Genomic DNA, 18,243 nt, shown 5'->3' with positions numbered 1-18,243 from the left:
TTACAAAAGAAATTTTATCGGTAGTATGAAACGAGTTGTTCATACGTATGCACAACCTTGCAACTGACTTAGGAGTAAATATAAAAATGAAAAAATCTCCACTTATAACAAGTATGGCTATTGCACTACTCGCTACAACTGCGTCTACAGGCGCTCTAGCGAAAGGAAAATTGAACGTACTTTGTTCGGCTGATACCGATTGGTGTAGTTTGATGGAAACGCGTTTTGAGCAAGAAACCGGTGTTAAGGTTTCTTTAATCCGAAAAAGCTCTGGGGAAGGTTATGCCCAGTTAAGAGCTGAATCGAAAAATCCAAAAATAGATGTTTGGTGGGGGGGGACAGGTGACCCACACCTACAAGCAGCAAAGGAAAATCTCACCCAAGCTTATCGTGCAAAAGAGCTACCTAACTTATTAGCTTGGGCACAAAACCAGTCGCTAGTGTCTGACAATCGAACTGTTGGTATATATGCTGGCGCACTAGGTTTTGGTTATAACGAAAACCTGATTAAGAAAAAGGGATTACCTATCCCTCAGTGTTGGAAAGATTTAGCTGACCCTGTTTATAAAGGGGAAGTTCAAATTGCTAACCCCAACTCTTCTGGTACAGCCTATACCGCGCTCGCGACTTTTGTGCAGTTGTTCGGTGAAGAAGATAGTTTTGAATACCTTGCAGAGCTTCATAAAAACGTAAGCCAATATACCAAATCAGGTTCAGCACCTATTAAGGCCGCTGCACGTGGTGAAACTGCCATAGGCATTGTTTTTATGCATGACATTATGAAGCAGGTGAAAAAAGGCTTCCCTCTTAAAATTGTCGCGCCATGTGAAGGAACGGGCTACGAAGTTGGGTCTATGAGTATAGTCAAAGGCGCACGTCATCTTAAAGAGGCAAAAATGTGGGCTGAGTTTGCATTAAGGCCTGATATCCAATCTCTTGCTCAATCTGTTAATGCTTTCCAAGTGCCATCAAATCAAGCCTCAAGTATCCCAGCTGAAGCCCCTAATTTTGATGAGCTAAAACTGATTGATTATGACTTTGCCAAATACGGTTCAGTCGCCACTCGTCGTCACTTATTACAACGTTGGGACGATGAAATTAAGTCTTTAGCACGTTAGGTCTGGCTTTGTATGACCGATTAGGTGAGGGCCACCTTGTCTAATCGGTACTTAATTTGTGGGGAAGAGTGTGAAAAAATCATTAGTTTTATGGCTACTTGTGGGTTGGGTTGGCTATTTTATATTGCCCTGGTACTTGCTCGAAGATGGCTTGTTCGCCTTCGACTGGCTGTTCGATGGCTATCCTTTTGATGAAGACTATAGCCCAGCCTTTATTCAGGTTTTTAGTGCTGATAAGGTGTGGTTGTTGCCTTTGGTGATTAGTCTGTTATTACCCTTAAAAGCTTTAACCTTGAAGAAGTCAGATCGAGCGTATGCTAGTTATTTGATTTGCTCAGGCAGTTTAGGCTTGGCCTTTTTGGTTATACAAGGTTTTGCTATTGGTGTGAGTGGTTGGCAATTTAGCTTGTTCGCGAACTACTTTTTAGACTCGGAATTTAATCAATATGGAATGGGTTACGGGGCGCTTTTATATGGCCTTTCCATGTTGATGCTACTGACGACTGGGCTAGCGGCTCGGGGAGTAATGAAAGGGGATGTTTTTGTCACCAGTAGCATAGGTTTGATCATTGCTATTGTGACTGTGTTCGTATTTTATCCGGTGAGCCAAGTGCTTATCAGTGCCTTTCAGGACAATCAAGGTGCTTTCTCAAGTGCTTCTTTTATCGATAAATTTTTTGATGAAAAAATCTGGGGCTTAGGTTGTACCACCCGTTCTGTTTCTTGCGGTATTGCATGGAACTCCCTGACATTAGCCTTGCTGACTGCCACTATTACCACAGGTTTAGGTTTAGCCTTCGCACTGATTGTTACCCGTACCGGCTTTATTTGGAAAAAGCAGTTAAGGCTATTAACTGTATTGCCTATTATCACTCCGCCTTTCGTGATTGGTTTGGCCCTCATTCTATTATTTGGTCGTTCTGGGGTGGTGACAGAGTTTTTTGCTGATCTCTTTGGCCTGGAAGCAAGCCGCTGGTTATATGGCTTACCTGGGGTGCTTTTTGCCCAAGTACTTTCATTCACTCCTATTTCCTTCTTAGTTTTAATCGGTGTCGTAGAAGGGGTGAGCCCTTCAATGGAAGAAGCGTCTCAAACCTTAAGAGCTGACCGCTGGAATACCTTTAAAAATGTCTCTTTACCCTTGATGCGACCAGGGCTGGCTAATGCATTCTTGTTAAGCTTCATCGAAAGTATGGCGGACTTTGGAAACCCTATGGTTCTGGGGGGCAATTTTGAAGTGCTTTCCACAGAGATTTTCTTTGCCATTGTAGGGGCGCAAAATGATCAAGGTTATGCGGCTGTTCTCGCTATTTTATTACTAGCCTTTACCTTAAGTGCCTTCTTCGCCCAGCGAATCTGGTTAGGTAAAAAGTCCTATGTCACTGTATCTGGTAAAGCTGATTCAGGTGCACATATGGGCTTAAATCCTATGCTAAAAATGAGTTGTTACAGCATTGCCTTACCTTGGGCTCTGCTTACCTTAGTCATTTACGGCATGATAATGTTTGGCGGTTTTGTGAAGAGCTGGGGCTATGATCACAGCTTTACTATGCAGCATTATGAAGATGCTTTTGCCTTAAATTGGACTGAATTAGGGCTTGTTTGGCAAGGTGCTGCATGGGATTCATTCTGGACTACCTTGAGTATCTCTGCCATAGCAGCGCCTTTAACGGCTGCGGTTGGCTTATTAACCGCTTACCTTTTGGTTCGTCAATCCTTTAAGTGGAAGTCAGGGTTTGAGTTCGGCACCATGTTGAGCTTTGCTATCCCGGGAACTGTTATCGGGATAAGTTATATCCTCGCTTTTAATGTGCCACCTCTTGAACTGACGGGAACCGGCGTCATTCTGATTATCTGCTTTGTTTTTAGAAACATGCCTGTGGGTGTCCGTGGCGGGATAGCCGCCATGAGTCAGTTGGATAAAAGTTTGGATGAAGCTTCTCTAACATTAGGTGCAAACAGTTTTAGCACCTTTAGAAATGTCATCTTACCTCTACTTAGACCTGCCATTATTGCCGCACTGACGTATAGCTTTGTGCGGGCAATTACCTCTGTTAGTGCTGTGATTTTCCTTGTGAGCGCGGATCACAATATGGCTACTTCTTACATTATTGGATTGGTGGAAAATGGCGAGTTCGGTATCGCGATTGCCTATTGCAGTGTGCTTATTCTGGTTATGTTAAGTGTGATCTTGGCAATCAATTTATTGGTCGGTGAGCGTAAGTTAAGACGCAGTAATCGACTTTCAAATGCGATTAAGAAAAATTCTAATGCACCATTGAAATTAAAGGAGGCTGAGTAATGAAGTCTAATCATGATAAAGGCAGTGTTGTATTTGACCATGTCATTAAAAATTATGGTGATGTCACCGTGATTAACGATGTCTCTTTTCGAGTTGAGCCGGGTAATCTAGTTACCCTTTTAGGGCCAAGTGGCTGCGGTAAAACGACCACGCTACGCATGATTGCAGGCTTAGAGCATGCGAGTGCAGGGCGGATTTTAATTGGTGGTAAAGATGTGACTCAGCTGCCTGCCACCGATAGGGATGTCAGCATGGTGTTTCAATCCTATGCTTTATTTCCTCATATGTCTGTGGTGCAAAATGTGGCGTATGGCCTAGTGGCAAGTGGCGTCAATAAACAAGAAGCCCATGCAAAAAGCGAAGATGCCTTAGCGCTTGTTGGTTTACATGGGTATGGAGAGCGTTTACCTAGTGAACTTTCTGGTGGGCAACAGCAAAGGGTTGCTGTGGCAAGGGCGTTAGTCCTAGAACCAGAGGTCCTACTGTTAGATGAACCCTTATCTAATCTAGATGCAAAATTGCGTCGTCAAGTAAGGGAAGAAATACGTGAGTTGCAGCAAAAACTCGGTCTCACCGCTGTTTATGTTACCCATGATCAAGAAGAAGCTATGGCCGTTTCTGATCGCATCATAGTGATGAATAAATCAATCATAGCCCAAGAAGGTAGTCCAAAAACCTTATATGAGGAGCCTAACTCGAGCTTTATTGCGGACTTTATTGGTGATGCGAATTTAGTCGATGTGGAGATTCTTGATCGGGCTAATGACAGGGTTAATGTGGATATTGCAGGTCTGCAGAAATACCTTCCTGCGCGAGAGTTTAGTCTAGGGCCTGCCAAACTTGCTATTCGACCGGATGCTATCCAGTTAACGGCAAGTGCGGGAAATCAAGTTGGAATAACAGGGAATATTCGCCATGCAACCTATCTTGGAAATCAGATGCAATACGATGTTGAGTGTGAATTAGGTAGTTTGTTTGTAGTGGATTATCAGTTCAAGCAAGGCTTGATTGCGGGTTCTGATGTGCAAATAAATTTTGCTGATCGAGGATTGGTGCTGGTTAAAGCGAATTAAGTTGGAGCAGAGTTATGTTTTTAGAAAAAGGCTTGGTAGATGCCGAGGTTGTTGCTCGTTTTGATTTGGCAAAAAACGTCATCAAAGTGGCTGGAGAGTTGGCATTAGATTATTTTCAGCGACGTGAAGAATTGGTGATTGAAACCAAAACAGAGCCGCAAGATGTGGTGAGTATTGCTGATAAAAATGTGGAACAGGTGATTCTTCAGCAAATACAAGAAGCTTATCCAGTGGATAATTTTTTAGGTGAAGAGCAGGGCATATTAAAAGGAGACAATGATTACCTTTGGGTTGTCGATCCGATTGATGGTACGTCTTGTTTTGTGAACGGATTGCCCAGTTGGTGTATTTCTATTGCCCTGATGCAGCAAGATAAAATTGCTTTTGGTTTGGTTTATGACCCTAATGCGGATGAGCTCTTTACTGCCTTATCGGGTGCCGGTTGTCAGGTAAATGGCAAGGCAGTCAAAGCGCTAAATATTGACTCTGTCCAAGCTGGCGTAATGGGTGTGGGGACTTCTCATCGCGTACCTTCGAGCCATTGTCTGCACTTCCTACAAGGTTTATTGGACGAAGGCGGCATGTTTATTCGCAATGGCTCAGGTGCTCTTATGCTGGCTTATGTTGCAGCGGGTCGTCTTATCGGCTATTACGAACCTCATATTAATTCTTGGGACTGCTTAGCGGGTTTGATCCTAGTACAGGAAGCTGGCGGCAGTACTAACCAATTCCTAGAAAATGGAGGTTTGCTTGAGGGGAATAGTATTCTTGTCTCAGCTAAGGATATCCACCATCAGCTTGATCACTTTACCAGACTTTAATTGAGGGGGTTCACACAGTAAGTGTTTAAGCCGGTCTAGTCGGCTTTTTTTTGTCTAGAAACCAAAAAGTAAACTTAATAGTTTACTTTTTAATTTGAAGTTTTTAATATGCACTCACAAGTTTACTTTATGTGGGAGAGAGTTATGAAAAAAATTGCTTTAGTGACAGGAACGTCAACAGGGTTAGGGCTAAGTATGGTGCTGATGCTGGCAAAACAGGGTTTTCATGTTTATGCCACCATGCGTAACCTAGAGAAAAAATCTAATTTAGAGTCACAAATTACGTCAGATATGGCTGTCACCATTAAGCGGCTGGATGTGCAAGATAGCGCTAATGTGAATCAATGTGTGGCTGATATTATTGGGCAAGAAGGCCAAATTGATTTGTTGATAAATAATGCTGGTGCTGGGTTTGTAAGGAGCACAGAGCAGGCGAGTGAAGATGATATCCAATGGGTTATGGATGTAAATTATATGGGGGTCGTTCGCTGTACAAAAGCCGTTTTACCTTTTATGCGAGCAGCAAGGTCAGGCCATATTATTAATATTTCATCTGTGGGCGGTTTAGTTGGGCAACCTTTTAATGAGATTTACTGTGCTGCAAAATTTGCTGTAGAAGGTTATACCGAGTCCATGGCCAGTTATATTCAACCCAGTTTTAATATTAAATTTTCATTGATTGAGCCAGGCGGCATTCGCTCTGAGTTTGGTAATAATGTGCTGGCTCAAGTGGCGCAGTCTGGTGGCATGTTAGATGATGAATATTTACCTATCTTGCAAAAGTATATTGGGGGTGTTCAAGGGCGTAGCGAAACAGGTATTTATCAAACCTGTGATGAGGTTGCGAAAGTTGTTCTCGACTGTGTGAATCACCCTAACCCAGCAGTTAGAGTCCGGACCTCAGATTGGTCAAATGCTTTTTGTGAACTGAAAACACAAGCAGATCCAGAAGGCAGAAAACAACAAGCCGCTGTGATTGAGAGCTTCTTATAATTCTGATTCGGTATATGGAGTTTGGTTGTTTTATCAGTTGTGAAGTAAGAAAAATTGCGAAGGGAAAAAATGGCTCGCTTCGGGGGGAGAAGCGAGCCATTGATAAAAGTTGGCTTACGCCATGGTATCTAGTTTTTTCTCATACTCATCGAAAGTCGTTTCGATTTCGTCATTTGATGCTGTCATCAAGCTAACAAGGACGATAGAGATAGAGGCTAAGATAAAGCCAGGGACGATTTCGTAAAGGTCAAATATACCGCCGCTTAACTGTTTCCAGACAACGATAGTGATACTACCTACCAAGACACCCGCTAAGGCACCATTGCGGTTCATTCTGCGCCAGAATAGGCTGAACAAGATAGCTGGACCAAAACCTGCACCAAATCCTGCCCATGCATAAGAGACTAGGCCAAGTACCGAACTATCTGGGTTAAGCGCTAGCATTAATGCTAATAGGGACAAAGCAATAACGGCAACACGGCCAACCATTACGATTTCTTTGCTGCTAGCTTCTTTGCGGATTAGCTGCTTGTAGAAATCTTCTGCAAGTGCAGATGAAGAAACCAATAGTTGAGAGTCAGCAGTACTCATGATGGCAGCTAAGATAGCGGCGAGTAGAATACCTGCAACAACTGGATGGAAAACTGCATTCACCAAGATCATGAAGATAGTCTCGCCATCAGCCAAGCTACCACCTAGGTTTGCGTCAACATAGATGATGCCAACAAAGCCAATCAGCAGAGCGCCAGCCATAGAAAGGGCAGTCCAAGAAACGGCAATACGACGTGCTGTGGTGATATCTTGGTTAGAACGACAAGCTTTAAAACGCGCTAGGATATGAGGCTGACCAAAGTAACCCAAGCCCCAAGCAGCAAGAGAGGCAATACTGATCCAAGTTAAAGGCTCGCCTTTTGTATTGTTCCAAAGGGTTAGTAACTCAGGGTTTTTCGCTTCAAGGTTAGCGCTTAGTTCAGAGATAGAACCATCAAGTGCAATAACAGGCACGATAACAAGTGCTGCTGCCATGAGAAGGCCTTGTACCAAGTCAGTCCAAGAAACCGCTAAGAAGCCACCAAATAGCGTGTATGAAACAACACAAACAGTACCTATGATAACGGCTGTTGAGTAATCCAGACCAAATACAGTTTCAAACAGTTTACCACCTGCTACTAAGCCCGAGCTTGTGTAGAAAAGGAAGAAAAGTAAAATGAAAAAGGCAGAAATAGTCTGCAGCAATTTGGAATTATCTTTAAAACGGCGAGATAAGTATTCAGGGATAGTAAGCGCATTATCCACTTGAATACTGTAAGTACGTAATCTTTTTGCACAGATTAACCAGTTCAACCAAGTACCTAATAAAAGGCCACCTGCTAACCAGATAGACTCCATGCCAGCAGCAAAAGCATAGCCAGGCAGACCAAGTAGCAACCAGCCACTCATGTCAGAAGCACCAGCAGAGAGCGCTGTTGGCCAAGGGCCTAGAGATCGACCGCCTAAGAAGTAATCTTCAGAGCTTGAGGTTAGTTTGTAAGCGTATAAACCTATTCCTAGCATTACCGCAAGGTAAACTAGAAAGGTAAAGGTGATTATTAAATTGTTTTCTATCATTTTATTTCCTGGTTCTTTTAACTTTAATAAGTTTTTTTGATTATTTTTTATGTGAGTTGAAAACCACTGCACCGACGTGGGTTACAAAATGAAGTGCTAGAAGGAAAAAAGGATATATTTTCCCAGCTGAGCATATAGATAAAAGCCTTCATCTTTAGTCTAGGTGGTTGACGAGTGAACTGTCTTTCAGAAAACGAGGGCGAAATTTCGAAATGCTCTTATTCTTTGCAAAATACTAATCTAGTTTTTTGTAATTGAGGCGTTGGCAAAAAATGCATCGTAAAGACGACAAAAAGCCCGCTAACTTATTTGGTTAGCGGGCTTAATCTTTATATAAGCTTTACTCTTTCGGTAAGCGGGTATCCTTAACACTGGTCTTAAGTTTACGCAGATGTGCATTAAACTCAGGGCCACGTTTTAGTAATACACCCGTTGCTAAAGCGTCTATCAGGGTGAGATAGACAATACGTGAGCTCATAGGTGTATAAATGTCCGTATCTTCTGTCTCTTCAATTGGCAATACAATAGAGCAATGCTCAGTCAAAGGTGAGTTTGGATTCGTTAAACCTATGACAGTTGCACCTGCTTCACGGGCAACTCGTGCGGTTTCGATCAAGGGTAGGGTACGGCCTGTATAAGAGATCACTACAACAGCATCGCCTGGGTGAGTACCAGCAGCAGCCATGCGTTGCACTAGAATGTCTATGTAGGCCACGACAGGCATATTTAACCTGAAGAACTTGTGGTGAGCATCTTGAGCAACAGGACCTGATGCACCTAGTCCATAAAACTCAATGCGACGTGCTTGAGCAAGAATATCTACTGCACGGCTAATTAAGGAAGGCGGCAATAATTCTTGAGCACGGGTAAGGTTGTTCTTAGCTGCTTCAAAAATCTTATTAGTGACAGCCCCAGGAGCATCATCAGGCTCAACATTTAAGTTTACATAGGGTGTGCCTGTTGCAAGGCTTTGTGCCAAGGCAACTTTGAAATCTGGAAAACCACTACCAATCAAGCTTCTGCAGAAACGGTTAACGGTTGGCTCACTCACTTCAGCTCGGGCAGCTAATTTTGCGATACTGGAATGAATGGTTGATTTTGGGTCTGATAAAATTGCTTCTGCAACTTTGCGCTCAGATTTACTTAATGTGTCCAGTTTGTCCTGGATTTTACGAATTATGTCTTCGTGTTTATTCATTGCTCTGCTTATGCCTGTCTATTGACTCAGATACGACTATTAGTCATTCTGACAGCCGTATCTAAATCTGGCAATAAAATGATTGAAAATGACAACATTATTAGAACATTTAGATAAAATTAAACATCTGATTCCGCCTGCAATTGAACTCAGCATAGATGTTTTAGAAGGCGGCTATTCAAATAAGGCCTATTGTCTCTCTTGGCAAGGACAGCCTAGGTGGGTTTTACGTGTACCTGGGCTTGATGAGAAAGATTTCCAGATCTCACGAATTTCTGAAAAAATAGCCCTAACTAAGGCGCAAGAGGCGGTAATTTCTCCATCCTGTCTTTATTTTGATCAGGAAACTGGCCTGATGGTTAGCCAATTTGTTGCTCAAAAGCCCTTTGATTGGCAGGTTAATCATACGGACTCAGACATCCTAAGGCTGGCAAAAAGTACTCGATTAATCCATCAAATGCCCTCAAACCAAGCGCATTATGACGTAAAGAATGTGATAGAAGCCTATCTTGATACCTGTGAAAAAAGGTTATCAAAAGACAATTTATTACGACATGAAGTTAGTTTTTTGCAAGATTTGTCATTTTCTTACTTGAATAAAATACGACCTTATCTGCCCGTTATGTGCCATAACGATATTAACCCTAAAAACTGTTTGGCTGATGAATTGCATTTTTGGGTGATTGACTGGGAATATGCCGGAATGGGCGATGCTTTGTTTGATCTGGCTTTGATTTTTTCATCCCATAATTTTTCTACTCCTCAGAAAGAGTACTTTTTGGCAAATTATGATGAGTCGCTAACGCTAGAAGTTCTCACCGGTGATTTTGATAACTATCAATTACTTTACAAAATACGTGAAATGGCTTGGTTGTTACTTAAGCATGTCTCGACAGCCCAAGATGTAGAAGCAATACAGTGTTATCATGCTTTTAAACAGGAAGTGCTAGAAGATATTGCCCAAAGCAAGCTCTCAAAAACGTCCTAGTCATTAAATATGTTTAGATTTGAGTAAGAGTCATTATGCCCTTGGAAGCCTTATGGCAAGCGAAATTAGCCGCTGAGTTTGATGCAAATTATATGCAGTCTTTACAGTCTTTTATTACGTCACAAAGAGAGTCAGGAGTAGAGATATTTCCAACTGAAGAAGACTGCTTTAATGCCTTTAAGTTAACCCCTTTTGATCAGGTTAAGTTGGTCATTTTAGGCCAAGACCCTTATCACGGGCCAGGCCAAGCCCATGGCTTATCCTTCTCCGTTAAATCTGGAGTGAAAGTCCCCCCTTCTTTGGTCAATATTTATAAAGAGTTGAATCAAGATTTGGATATTCCAATTGCGTCACATGGCAATTTAGAAGCATGGGCGGCGCAAGGTGTATTGCTGCTTAATAGTGTTTTGAGTGTGGAAAAATCCAAAGCTAACTCTCATCAAGGAAAAGGCTGGGAAACCTTTACTGATAAAGTATTCGAATTATTAAACCATGAGCATCAAGGGTTAGTCTTCATGCTTTGGGGCTCTTATGCTCAGAAAAAAGGCAAGGCAATTGATAGGCAAAAGCATCTGGTTTTAGAGTCTGTTCATCCATCGCCTTTATCTGCGTATCGTGGTTTTTTAGGCTGTCAGCACTTTTCTTTAGCAAATAAGTATCTAAAGAAGCAGGGTAAAACAGAAATTGATTGGCGCTTAGCTGATGATGCTCAACAAGGCCAAACCTTATCGCTCTTTTAGAGTGATAAGGTGTTAGTTATTGCTGCTATTGATTGTAAGGTAAAGGTTCAAGGGTGAGAGGTGTGCCTTGATAAAATAAAGGTGCTTGAGCTGACTCATCACCAATAATGGCAAAAATTAAAGTGTTACTTCCTAAGGTTACTGAGCTCACGACTTCAGCAACCTCTTTTCCATCTTGGTTGGCAAGCTTCATAGCCGCTGAGAGTGTTAATTTCTCTTGAGCGCTTAAGAGGTAGAGGTGCTTTTTCAGGTTACCTCTGTATTGCATACGAGCAACAATTTCTTGCCCTGTATAACAGCCTTTTTTAAAGTTCACTCCATGGGTATACTGCATATTTAGCATTTGTGGAATGAACTTCTCTGTATTTTCTGCTTGTATCAAAGCTTGGCCACTTAATAAGCTTAAGCCAAATAAGTCATCATTTTTGTCTGGGATTTGAGGTGCGTTTTGTTCATCGCTTGGGCGAATGTATAGATAATGATTAACCTCAGCTTGGCATAGTTGGGCCAATATATGAGAAGGCGCAATGGCTTCACATGCAAAAGGCATCTCTTGTTTAGTTAGCAAGTTATCTTGGCTAAAAACATAGTCGACTTTAAAGTCTTCTTGGGCACTATCTAGTTGGGTTTTGAAGAAGACAGCAAACTTTTTTAGGTGGTTAAGGCTAGTTTCAATCAGGTCGGACGCCATGATAAGGAGTATGTCGTCACCTCGAAGAAAGGCATAAAAATTAACAATAACTCGGCCTTTAATATTGCATACCGCTCCCTGTAGACCCTGCTCGTGTGTGAGTTGGGTGAAGTCACAACTGGTTTGTCCTTGTAAAAATTTAACGCTGTCAGGGCCGGTGACCTTAATGCAGGCAAGCTGCTCGGCACTGGTTGAAGCTGGTAACAAGTGAGTAAAGTCAGAAATGATGGAAACTGAATTCATAAAGGCCGCCAAAAGTGTCCTAATAAAAACCATCTTAACGAAATATTTTGAATGTCGTATTAAGATGCTTGGTTAGATGTCATGACTTATATCAATATAATTCACGGCAAAAAGGATATATGTGGCATGTTAAGCGCTTTTTCAAGCGCTTTTAACATTAATTCTCATTAACTTACTTAACTCATCAGGCAGAATCGGATAACTCAGGTGATAACCTTGTCCTAAATGGCAGCCCTCTCGGATAAGGCTTTGTTTCTGCTCTTCTGTTTCTATGCCTTCTGCAATGAGGGTTAAAGACATATTAGTTCCCAAATTAATGATGGCGTTCACTATAGCAGAATCTGTGCCTTGCTTTTCTGCATCTAGATCAGCAACAAAAGTCTTATCTATTTTTAAGCATTGGGCAGGTAGACGTTTTAAATAGTTTAATGATGAATAGCCAATGCCAAAGTCGTCAATTGCGACTTTAAAGCCATTGTATTGGAGTTCTATGATGGCTTCAGAGCAGTCGTCTAGGTTAGCCACAAGGTCCTGCTCTGTAATCTCTATCGTGATGCAGTTAGTCGGGCAGTTATGCTTCTCAAGCAAGTGTAACAACTCATCAGGCAAGTCTGGGCTTAAGAACTTTCTTGCAGAGAAATTAATGGAGAAGAACTTATCTGTTAGATCGATACCTTCGTCTCGCCATTGGCTAATTTGCTTCACAACACGGGTAAATACCCAGGTATCTATTTCTGTGATTATGCCGGTTTTCTCTGCAATCGGTAGGAAGTTGTCTGGCGTGATAAGCCCCATTTCAGGGTGATTCCATCGAATGAGGGCTTCAGCGCCAATAATTTCATCTGTGAGCAAATTGTATTGAGGCTGGTAATGAATAAAGAACTCATCATTCTCTATCGCTTTACGAATACCTGAACTTAATTGTAGTAGCTTGTGTGCTTCGGTCGACATCTCCGCTTGGTAAACGCTATAGGTGTTTCGACCCTTACGTTTAGCATGGTACATGGCTACATCTGCGTTACTAACCAAGCTCTCTAAAGTATCGCCATGCTCTGGGTAGAGGCATACGCCTATACTGCTGCCAGCAAAGACACTATTGGCATTGAGTTCAAAAGGTAAGTTAAGGGTACAATTTAACTCTTCCGCTCTGTCTTGCAATGAGGCGAGGTTCTGTTCGTCAGGGTAAATAACCATAAACTCATCACCGCCTAAGCGTGCCACTATGCCATCAGAAGCAACTGTTTCACGTAAACGTTTAGAGATAAGTTTAAGTAACTGATCTCCCATACCATGGCCTAAGCTGTCGTTCACATGCTTGAACTGATCAATATCTAAAAAGAGTAAGCCGAATTTAGCCCCAGTTTGTTGAGACTTTTTAATGCAGTGTTCTATGTCTTGGTAAACTTGCAATCTATTAGCAAGACCTGTGAGCACATCGTGGTGAGCTAGGTGATTTAGCTTAATTCGCTCAGCCTGTAGTTCTTGGTAGGTTTCATCGAGTCTACGACTCATCTTATTAAAGGCTTTTTCTATCGTATTCCACTCATCCTGACGCTGCAGTTTAATGACCTGATTAAACTGGTCAGCCTCTATTTCATTAAAGCGTGTGATGATGGTCTTGATTGGAGATTTAATGTGCTTATGGATTTGGCGAATAAAGACAATGCCGCTGAAAATAAGGATAAAGCCAGCGAAATAAATCACCTCTAAACGCAGTGTTTGGATTTCAGTTTTTAATTGGTTTTTCAGCAAAATAGCGCTGAATTTTACACTGCCTTCTGTTTTTTCGACTTGAGTTAGAAGCTCATCTTCTGACTTGGCAAGTGATGAGAGGATACGCCAGCGTTGAGCTAGTTTGCTTTGCAGCTTTTGTAGTACTTGGCGGTATTGATCAAGGCTCTGTTTCGTTTTTAATTTGTTCTCAATAATGGGAGAGTACAAACCATTAAGGTTCGACAGGTGGAGTTCAAAAATATCCAGCTGGTTTTCTATCTCTATGATTAATACTTCTTCCGTATCGGGTGTGATCCGACTTCTTATGGTAGCTGTCAGTTTGCCTATTGTTAAATAGGTTACACGTAAACGAGTGATGGCCCCTTCTAATACATTGTTACTAGTATGAAAGTTATCCCCTGGTGTGCTGATGTGAGTGTTTTCATGGCGTAGTACATTATTTAAGTGGTTCTCACTTACGGAAAGATCCAGCGCTTCTAGTATATCGAGGAGCTCTTTATCTGCGCTATTTAACTCTCTTAAAATTTGGTTTAAAGACAGAGAGTTATCGATAAATCTATGAAAGTTTCGAATAAAAACATCGGTAAGTTGAGAGAAGTTAGTGGAATCGGATAAGGCTCTAATTTCATTTAGCTTTTGCTCTATAAACTGGCCTTCCTTGTTCAGTATTTCCTTATCATAAAGCAGTGATTGCTCTAATAGCTGGATACGATTAGACAGGATGAACATTTCACGGCTTACAGATGAATTGATCGCTAACTTATTAATGTGCTGGTTAGATTGATAATCAATAATGCTGCGAATATTAGAGAGGGAGTTAATAACGTAAAAGCCCAACGAACATAACAAAGTTAGGACAAGTAGCGCAGAGAATATAAATCTAAAGCCCAGGGTGATTTTAGGTGTATTCATATGTGTTAAACCTTAATGCCAAAGCTGAAGATAAGCTTTGCGATATTGTTGGTCTGGGTCGTAGTTGTTGCTCTTGTCGACATACTTTTTCATGTTTTGACGGTTAATTATTTGTGCTCTTTCGGTATAACCGCTTGGCTTTTGATTATTAAAAGCACGGTTTAGCTCATCAACAATCTGCCAGCCTTGAAGCACTAAAGGTTCAGGCACAGTCGCCACTTGCAAAGTATTGGTTTCGATTCGTTTGTAGGCAGCTTTACTGCCGTCTCCAGCAGAAATACTGCGGGGTAAATATTGAGCTGAAAGCTTAGAAGATAAAAGTGAAGGTAGAGCAAAGTCGATATAGAGGTCATTAATGACGACGAAGTGCGTGATTTTGTTATCAAACTCTTCAATTAATCGCGCTATGGTCGCTGGCATTTGTTGCGGGATTTTAGCGATTGGCATGTCTTCAATGGCCAAAATATTACACATAGAGCAGTAATCTTCTATGGTCTTGATGATGGCATCAGATTTTGTCTTGGCAATGCTAAAGCTGGTATCAGTGAAGATAACAATGTTTGATTGGCCATTGCCGTCAATAATGGTGTAGTGGGCGGCCAACTCTGCTACTTCAATTGGATCGCTTGAAACATTATAAAAAATTGACTCATCTGCTGGAATGCCGGCGATTTCTCCAGCATGCCAACCAACCACAGGAATAGATAAGGTTTTCGCTGCTTTAAGCAATTCTTTTCTTTGTTTTATGTCGACGCCACCAAGGATGATGCCATCTGGTTTACTGGAAATGGCTCTTGTTAATATGCTGGCTTGGCCATTATCAGAGCCATAGCCATCCAGAAAACTGATATTCCAGCCTATGCTGTCTATGGCATCTATCACACTGTGAGAGAGGCTTTTTATACTGTCATTTCTAAGGTCTGCGGCAACAAAAATAATATTTTTATCTTGAGCCGCTTTAGGGCCAGAAGTTGGTCCTTGCCAATATTGGCTTGCCAACTGGCTTGCTTGGTTGACCTTGTCTCTAGAGACCTCAATAGAGACTGATGTTTCTTCGGCAAAACTTACTTTGCTGAATATAATCAGTAGTGAAAAAAGAGCTAATTTTGCAAAAATCATAAGATCTCATTTAACGTATGTTGAAGCATACCAACCCATGATAAATGTCCTTATCTTCAACCCTTATTCATCCTTCAAAATTGAGAGTAGAGGTTTTTGTTGTTATTGCTTTGAAAGTTGTTGTTCTTTTTCTTGCTTAAAGTGCTTTTAAATATAATAAAAATTGGCCGTTTTACCCTGAAGGTTTTGTATCTTTCTGCGTTCTATTGGCGTTTGGCTATTGTTAGAAAGCTGAGTAATGTTACTAATTGTAGTCAAGGATCAGGCTAAGTTAAGACGCTAACCTCATGAGCTAGTGGCTAAAACCTAAGATGAAACTGTTTAAATAAAAGCATTTGCACAATATCTCCATATTGTAATGGAATAAATTAGACGAATTACAGGGGATTCTGCTAAAAGCCAATAATCTCCACATTTCATTCGAAAAACTATTCAGTATTTATGTAAAGAAACGAAAGTTAATGGCTTTTTATAAATGGTTTCCAATTTGGTTATAGATTGAATAATCAAGTGTTATTGAACTAACTGAATAACATGTTGCAAACGCTATTGATAATAGTTATTGTTTGCATGTTATGATGTGTAATAGGCTAGATTAAAGTGGCGAACTCAGCAGCAAATCCCAATGTAAATGACCTTACAACCAATACTGACTCAAGTATTACTAGCGAGATGGTTGAGGGTATCCAGATGACAGAGACAGCTGAAATCGTTACTGATGTTTCTTCAAGCCAGACTGTTACAAATCAAGTCTCTACAAATCAAGAGATTAGCTCAGATTTTGATGCTCAGTTAAATACCCTGTTACAACATGAAAGCATTTCTCCTCTTGTTGAATTCCTGCAAACAGGTGGCCCTGTTGTTTGGATTCTATGCCTATTCTCTGCGTTTGCTTTAACTATCATTATCTTAAAAAGCTGGCAGTTTATTGGCCTCAAAGCGGAATCGGATAAAGACTTAAAATTAGCCTTGTCCCATTGGCGTAAAGCTCATCCAGAGCAAGCAATAGAGAGCCTTAAAACTAAGCGTCCTGTTTCAGCTGTAGTCGCGTTTGCTATGACAGAGTTATCTAAACAAGACTATGATCTAGCCTTGGTTAAAGAAGAAATAGAGCGTTTAGCAGATGAAAAAATTCAATCATTGAAAGCCTATTTGAGACCTCTTGAAGTCGTTGCCACTCTGAGCCCTCTGTTAGGTTTGTTAGGTACGGTTCTAGGTATGATAGTTGCCTTTCAGAATATGGAGTCGGCAGGAAGTCAGGTTGACCCTTCTGTTTTATCTGGTGGTATTTGGCAAGCACTTTTGACCACGGCCGTTGGTCTTGCTGTTGCGATACCTGTAGTTGCTATGCATGCACTATTTGAGCGTAAGGTAGAGCGTGTTGTCTTTCTTATGAGTGATTCTGTGACTCAAGTCTTCACTCATAAAGGTGAAATCGAAGAGGCTAAACTCAACTTACTTGACCAGTCCGAAGCTATGCCAGAGCAAGATTGTGCGGCTTAATCAGTCTAATACGAAGAGACGCCAAGCCATTAGCCTTACACCACTGATTGATGTGGTGTTTATCCTCCTACTTTTCTTTATGTTGTCGTCGAGTTTTATTCCTTGGCGACAAATTAATGTGTCTATGCCAACGGCGACGAGCCAATCGAAAACAGATGTTATGCGTTTAGAAATTCTTGATAACAAAGGTCGCTTTATTTCAGATAATCAAGACTTTCTCATGTCTGATAAAGCTAGCTTGATTAGTTTAGTGGCGGAGAATCCTGACGCGGTATTTTTGATAAAAGCAAAGCCTGAAATAGAGACAGGTGTGCTTGTTGGTTTACTGGATCAATTAACCTTAGCAGGCGCTAAGAATGTCTCCATTGCAGCAGCGCTAAAAGGAAATTAGCGTGAAATTTAATGCAAGTGATTCCAACAAAAAAAACTCTGATGATAATTTAGTGCCACTCATTAATGTGGTATTTCTCATGCTGATTTTTTTTATGGTCGCAGGTCAAATACGTGCCACAGATGCCGTTCCTATTACTCCACCAGATTCATTAAGTGAAATTAAACAAGATGAGTCTCCTGCCATAATTCTCGTGAGTACAGAGCTTGGTATCTATTTAAATGGTGATAAGTTAAAGCAAGACGAACTATCAGATCGTCTAAAACAGCTTTATCTTAAATCTGAAGCGCAAGATGATTTCTTAGTTCAAATTAGTGCAGATCAAGACCTACCCGTAGCCCGTTTACAGCAAGTATTTAAACAAGTTGAGTTAGCTGGGCTAACCCGTGTTTATCTTGTGACCAAGTTAAAACAGGCAGGTTAGTGTAAAAAATGATGACTTGGAAACACATATTTGGTGCCTCTTTTATCGCGATAGTCTGCCATGCTTTAATTTTAGCGCTTATCTTAAGGCCGACGACTCAAGGTGCGCAAGCAGCAGGAGATGTGGGCGTTCTAATCGATATTGGTATGCAAGGTGATTTAGGTGAAAGTGAGATAACTAGCTTAGCTAAGGCTGAAACTAAACAGATTGAGCCTCTGCTTAAACCAGAGCCTCAGCCCGTGATAGAGCCTCAGCCTGTAGTAGAGTCACCTGTAAAAGCAAATATTACCCCACCAATCGAAAATGATATTCCAAGTGTGAGCGAGCAAATTCAAATCGCACAAGTGGAAGTTAAGCCAGAACCAGAACCAGAGCCAGAACCAGA

15 protein-coding genes and 1 pseudogene are annotated in these 18,243 nt (G+C 41.3%); 11 read left to right on the top strand and 5 right to left on the bottom strand.

What is annotated here, in order from left to right; translation table 11 throughout:
• Window positions 1–86: 86 nt before the first annotated feature.
• The 5 genes from TW85_RS13220 to TW85_RS13200 all read left to right on the top strand — a co-directional run bounded on the left by TW85_RS13220 (window position 87) and on the right by TW85_RS13200 (window position 6,307).
• Window positions 87–1,118 (top strand): ABC transporter substrate-binding protein, encoded by a 1,032-nt coding sequence (locus tag TW85_RS13220; RefSeq protein ID WP_046017610.1) that lies wholly within the window; start codon window positions 87–89, stop codon window positions 1,116–1,118.
• Between the two features lie 70 nt (window positions 1,119–1,188).
• Window positions 1,189–3,420 carry an iron ABC transporter permease gene (locus tag TW85_RS13215; RefSeq protein WP_157196949.1) on the top strand — a complete coding sequence of 744 codons (2,232 nt, stop codon included), beginning with the start codon at window positions 1,189–1,191 and terminating at the stop codon, window positions 3,418–3,420.
• Window positions 3,420–4,493 (top strand): ABC transporter ATP-binding protein, encoded by a 1,074-nt coding sequence (locus tag TW85_RS13210; RefSeq protein WP_046017608.1) that lies wholly within the window; start codon window positions 3,420–3,422, stop codon window positions 4,491–4,493. The genes TW85_RS13215 and TW85_RS13210 overlap by 1 nt, the downstream gene beginning before the upstream one ends.
• A gap of 14 nt (window positions 4,494–4,507) precedes the next feature.
• Window positions 4,508–5,314, top strand: a complete 807-nt coding sequence (locus TW85_RS13205) for an inositol monophosphatase (protein ID WP_046017607.1) — start codon at window positions 4,508–4,510, stop codon at window positions 5,312–5,314.
• Window positions 5,315–5,458: 144 nt separating this feature from the next.
• A complete protein-coding gene (locus tag TW85_RS13200; protein ID WP_046017606.1) occupies window positions 5,459–6,307 on the top strand; it encodes an SDR family oxidoreductase in 849 nt (282 codons plus the stop codon).
• 114 nt (window positions 6,308–6,421) lie between these two features.
• On the opposite strand, the gene putP is transcribed toward TW85_RS13200, so the two are convergent.
• Window positions 6,422–7,915, bottom strand: coding sequence for a sodium/proline symporter PutP (gene putP / locus TW85_RS13195; RefSeq protein ID WP_046017605.1), 1,494 nt, complete (start codon window positions 7,913–7,915; stop codon window positions 6,422–6,424).
• A 340-nt stretch (window positions 7,916–8,255) separates the two neighbouring features.
• A complete protein-coding gene (gene hexR / locus TW85_RS13190) occupies window positions 8,256–9,113 on the bottom strand; it encodes a transcriptional regulator HexR (RefSeq protein WP_046017604.1) in 858 nt (285 codons plus the stop codon).
• Window positions 9,114–9,201: 88 nt separating this feature from the next.
• Between hexR and TW85_RS13185 the strand changes: the two genes are divergently transcribed.
• Together TW85_RS13185 and ung are read left to right on the top strand one after the other, a co-directional pair.
• A complete protein-coding gene (locus TW85_RS13185; protein WP_046017603.1) occupies window positions 9,202–10,101 on the top strand; it encodes a choline/ethanolamine kinase family protein in 900 nt (299 codons plus the stop codon).
• Between the two features lie 35 nt (window positions 10,102–10,136).
• A complete protein-coding gene (gene ung / locus TW85_RS13180) occupies window positions 10,137–10,841 on the top strand; it encodes a uracil-DNA glycosylase (protein WP_046017602.1) in 705 nt (234 codons plus the stop codon).
• A 25-nt stretch (window positions 10,842–10,866) separates the two neighbouring features.
• Here ung and TW85_RS13175 read toward each other — a convergent pair whose 3' ends face one another.
• The 3 genes from TW85_RS13175 to TW85_RS13165 all read right to left on the bottom strand — a co-directional run bounded on the left by TW85_RS13175 (window position 10,867) and on the right by TW85_RS13165 (window position 15,540).
• Window positions 10,867–11,775 carry a folate-binding protein YgfZ gene (locus TW85_RS13175; protein ID WP_052702175.1) on the bottom strand — a complete coding sequence of 303 codons (909 nt, stop codon included), beginning with the start codon at window positions 11,773–11,775 and terminating at the stop codon, window positions 10,867–10,869.
• A gap of 141 nt (window positions 11,776–11,916) precedes the next feature.
• Window positions 11,917–14,421, bottom strand: a complete 2,505-nt coding sequence (locus TW85_RS13170; RefSeq protein ID WP_046017601.1) for an EAL domain-containing protein — start codon at window positions 14,419–14,421, stop codon at window positions 11,917–11,919.
• Between the two features lie 12 nt (window positions 14,422–14,433).
• On the bottom strand, window positions 14,434–15,540 hold the full coding sequence (locus tag TW85_RS13165; protein WP_052702173.1) for a substrate-binding domain-containing protein: 1,107 nt from the start codon (window positions 15,538–15,540) through the stop codon (window positions 14,434–14,436).
• 600 nt (window positions 15,541–16,140) lie between these two features.
• Between TW85_RS13165 and TW85_RS13160 the strand changes: the two genes are divergently transcribed.
• From TW85_RS13160 to TW85_RS13145, 4 genes and pseudogenes are all read left to right on the top strand, one after another.
• Window positions 16,141–17,043, top strand: a complete 903-nt coding sequence (locus tag TW85_RS13160; RefSeq protein WP_238326214.1) for a MotA/TolQ/ExbB proton channel family protein — start codon at window positions 16,141–16,143, stop codon at window positions 17,041–17,043.
• Complete coding sequence (locus TW85_RS13155; protein WP_046017600.1) at window positions 17,033–17,434, top strand: biopolymer transporter ExbD; 402 nt, start codon at window positions 17,033–17,035, stop codon at window positions 17,432–17,434. Before TW85_RS13160 ends, TW85_RS13155 begins: the two co-directional genes overlap by 11 nt.
• 1 nt (window position 17,435) lies before the next feature.
• Window positions 17,436–17,858 carry a biopolymer transporter ExbD gene (locus tag TW85_RS13150; RefSeq protein WP_052702168.1) on the top strand — a complete coding sequence of 141 codons (423 nt, stop codon included), beginning with the start codon at window positions 17,436–17,438 and terminating at the stop codon, window positions 17,856–17,858.
• Between the two features lie 8 nt (window positions 17,859–17,866).
• A pseudogene (locus tag TW85_RS13145) lies at window positions 17,867–18,243 on the top strand (hypothetical protein); the annotation flags it as partial.

Source organism: Marinomonas sp. S3726 (assembly GCF_000967665.1).
Lineage (GTDB): Bacteria > Pseudomonadota > Gammaproteobacteria > Pseudomonadales > Marinomonadaceae > Marinomonas.
Note: the sequence above shows the minus strand (reverse complement) of the source record. Positions and strands in the feature narration are given on the sequence as shown.

Coding starts and splice junctions, on each gene's coding strand:
- TW85_RS13220 (WP_046017610.1), top strand. CDS start 87: ATGAAAAAATCTCCACTTATAACAAGTATGGCTATTGCACTACTCGCT.
- TW85_RS13210 (WP_046017608.1), top strand. CDS start 3,420: ATGAAGTCTAATCATGATAAAGGCAGTGTTGTATTTGACCATGTCATT.
- TW85_RS13205 (WP_046017607.1), top strand. CDS start 4,508: ATGTTTTTAGAAAAAGGCTTGGTAGATGCCGAGGTTGTTGCTCGTTTT.
- TW85_RS13200 (WP_046017606.1), top strand. CDS start 5,459: ATGAAAAAAATTGCTTTAGTGACAGGAACGTCAACAGGGTTAGGGCTA.
- putP (WP_046017605.1), bottom strand. CDS start 7,915: ATGATAGAAAACAATTTAATAATCACCTTTACCTTTCTAGTTTACCTT.
- hexR (WP_046017604.1), bottom strand. CDS start 9,113: ATGAATAAACACGAAGACATAATTCGTAAAATCCAGGACAAACTGGAC.
- TW85_RS13185 (WP_046017603.1), top strand. CDS start 9,202: ATGACAACATTATTAGAACATTTAGATAAAATTAAACATCTGATTCCG.
- ung (WP_046017602.1), top strand. CDS start 10,137: ATGCCCTTGGAAGCCTTATGGCAAGCGAAATTAGCCGCTGAGTTTGAT.
- TW85_RS13175 (WP_052702175.1), bottom strand. CDS start 11,775: ATGAATTCAGTTTCCATCATTTCTGACTTTACTCACTTGTTACCAGCT.
- TW85_RS13170 (WP_046017601.1), bottom strand. CDS start 14,421: ATGAATACACCTAAAATCACCCTGGGCTTTAGATTTATATTCTCTGCG.
- TW85_RS13165 (WP_052702173.1), bottom strand. CDS start 15,540: ATGATTTTTGCAAAATTAGCTCTTTTTTCACTACTGATTATATTCAGC.